The 3,100-nt window shown below is 37.9% G+C and carries 1 protein-coding gene and 1 CRISPR repeat array; the gene reads left to right on the top strand.

Annotated features, from left to right (window positions below; translation table 11 throughout):
• Nucleotides 1-568: 568 nt before the first annotated feature.
• Nucleotides 569-793 (top strand): hypothetical protein, encoded by a 225-nt coding sequence (locus IM456_RS00155; RefSeq protein ID WP_253881522.1) that lies wholly within the window; start codon nucleotides 569-571, stop codon nucleotides 791-793.
• Between the two features lie 73 nt (nucleotides 794-866).
• A CRISPR array of direct repeats spans nucleotides 867-2,913; the repeat unit is 37 nt; unit sequence GTTTCAATCCCTAATAGGGTTTAAGATTAATTGGAAC.
• Nucleotides 2,914-3,100 lie beyond the last annotated feature (187 nt).

Raw genomic sequence — 3,100 nt, 5'->3', positions numbered from 1 at the left:
CTGATCACCCTAAGTAGGGGGAGAGCCTTCGAGAGCCCCCTTCCTCTTAGGGACTTGCGCTTTGATAATATGCCATCTGGCTGGTCTGATTCTTCTACAGAGCGATTTCCTGGCTGGGATATTATTCCCACGCAAGTCCCTTAGGGTTAGGAGTCAGTCCCGATGAAAAAATTTTCACCCCCACAGATGAAAGAGGTTTCCTTCCCTACACCCCACACCCTACACCCTACACCCACTTTCAAGTCAGTAGCAGGTAAGCTGTACTGGATTTAAACTGAGTAGGGGAAATTTTAGTACAAATGCTCGAACTGGCAACTCCGGTGCTCCGGTGCAGTCTTAAGGAGTAATTTAGATAGTCAACAGCTTAATTATACTGCGGAAATCAGGCAATGGTTTCAGAAAATTTGGCAAGTTTAGGTTGGAAAAATAAACAATGAAGTAAAGTTCTTAGAGTTTCGTTATGGTGGTAAAATTGGTTGATGGCTAAAAAGTTTTTATTTGATTCGATACATCTATGACCGAGTTATTTGCTAGTGCAGCAGGCCGACATTTGTAAGATGCCAAAATTTTGCTGTCTAAAAACCTTTGTGACCATGCCATTTACCTAGCTGGTTATGTAGTAGAATGCGCTTTTAAGCTTTTAGTAGAACAGTATTTTGCCAACAACGATGCGGCCAGAAAATTTGGGCATAATCTCCAGGAATTAGAAGGTAAAGCGAGGGAAAGATTAGGAATTATATATCCTCGTTTAGAGCAACATTTACCAGTTTCTCTCATCCAGGAACTGTCCTAGGAGAAAATCACCCAGAAAGAAGATATTATCAATCTGGATATTGTCGCTAGATTTTGATCGCTTTCTCTTGATCGTTTCAATCCCTAATAGGGTTTAAGATTAATTGGAACTGGGTAAACTCAAATCTAGACAGTTAAATCAAAAAGTTTCAATCCCTAATAGGGTTTAAGATTAATTGGAACATTATAGACTCAAGTAATCCCTATGGCCGTCCACGCGTTTCAATCCCTAATAGGGTTTAAGATTAATTGGAACTTCTAGTAAAGAATTAGAAAACTGAATTTCTGTTTGTTTCAATCCCTAATAGGGTTTAAGATTAATTGTAACTAGTAAGTTTATCCCCTTGAGGAGCTATTGCCTTGTTTCAATCCCTAATAGGGTTTAAGATTAATTGGAACCCTTGCCAATATTCGACTAAAAGCTATTGGGATAGTTTCAATCCCTAATAGGGTTTAAGATTAATTGGAACGCTTTTGTATTATCCCCTACGATGGGATTTGTGGTTTCAATCCCTAATAGGGTTTAAGATTAATTGGAACAATCATGATTCCCACAATCGGCTTAATGATCGGGCTTCAATCCCTAATAGGGTTTAAGATTAATTGGAACTCGTATTCCCACAAATTTGTGGGCATGGTTGCGAGAGTTTCAATCCCTAATAGGGTTTAAGATTAATTGGAACCTTAATCCTCCGATGTGAAATAAGCGATCATAGAGGTTTCAATCCCTAATAGGGTTTAAGATTAATTGGAACCTTGAAAAAGCTGGCCGAGCAGCTTCAGGATTATGGCGCGTTTCAATCCCTAATAGGGTTTAAGATTAATTGGAACTTGTGAGCGCCCGCAGTTAGCGGCGGTTGATCCTGTTTCAATCCCTAATAGGGTTTAAGATTAATTGGAACCAAGCATCAATAAGTAAGCCTGTAAAAAAGCTTCGTTTCAATCCCTAATAGGGTTTAAGATTAATTGGAACCGTCGGGCATAGTTTTATATTTATATGCTTCTCGTTTCAATCCCTAATAGGGTTTAAGATTAATTGGAACTTGGGGATCGACTACGATCAACTCTCCTCGTGCAGGTTTCAATCCCTAATAGGGTTTAAGATTAATTGGAACTTGATGAGCCTCCATAAGCTACGGTGTAAGTCCAGTGTTTCAATCCCTAATAGGGTTTAAGATTAATTGGAACAGTAAAAATAGAGGCTTTTATACAAAATCTCTCTTTGTTTCAATCCCTAATAGGGTTTAAGATTAATTGGAACATTTTCCCTAATTACATTAGTGATCGTATTCTCGTTTCAATCCCTAATAGGGTTTAAGATTAATTGGAACATACCAAGTCACAGGCTAAAGAACTTGATCACGAGTTTCAATCCCTAATAGGGTTTAAGATTAATTGGAACGATTCTTGTTTTTAGGATTTCCGCAAAAAAAAACAGTTTCAATCCCTAATAGGGTTTAAGATTAATTGGAACAAGGTCTTCTCTAGCTGTTGATTTTCCTCAAGAGTTTCAATCCCTAATAGGGTTTAAGATTAATTGGAACGACGGTAAAGAAGGGCTTTACTGTCTGTCATCTAAGTTTCAATCCCTAATAGGGTTTAAGATTAATTGGAACCATATTATGTATGGTGCTTATAAAAATATTCGCAGGTTTCAATCCCTAATAGGGTTTAAGATTAATTGGAACAATAATCGTTTTCTAAGCGATTAACCCAATGGCTGTTTCAATCCCTAATAGGGTTTAAGATTAATTGGAACGGGTGATTCACTGGTGATTCACTTTCGGGGTGATTGTTTCAATCCCTAATAGGGTTTAAGATTAATTGGAACTCTAAATTAGGAAGATTAAGTTTAATATGAGCGATGTTTCAATCCCTAATAGGGTTTAAGATTAATTGGAACCCTCTCGGCGTACTTCCTCTAAGACTACTCCCAAAGTTTCAATCCCTAATAGGGTTTAAGATTAATTGGAACAATTTGGGCAATTGTGGGAGTTGCCCCCCCACTTGGGTTTCAATCCCTAATAGGGTTTAAGATTAATTGGAACTTACTCATGATCAGGAGGAGACGCGGGAAATGATTGGTTTCAATCCCTAATAGGGTTTAAGATTAATTGGAACTTTCGCAGTAATTACCGATATGATCACTACGCTTTGTTTCAATCCCTGGCTCTTCGTTACTTGTTATGGTTCGATAGGGGGGCATAAATCGACTAAATCCTTATCTGGCAAGAGACTTAATTGATTAGTTCGCTCTAGAGCAAAAACAATTGACAAAAATCGCTAAATGCCTTTCTATATAAGGGTT

Source organism: Microcystis sp. M079S1 (genome assembly GCF_020246425.1).
GTDB lineage: Bacteria > Cyanobacteriota > Cyanobacteriia > Cyanobacteriales > Microcystaceae > Microcystis > Microcystis aeruginosa.
Note: the sequence above shows the minus strand (reverse complement) of the source record. Positions and strands in the feature narration are given on the sequence as shown.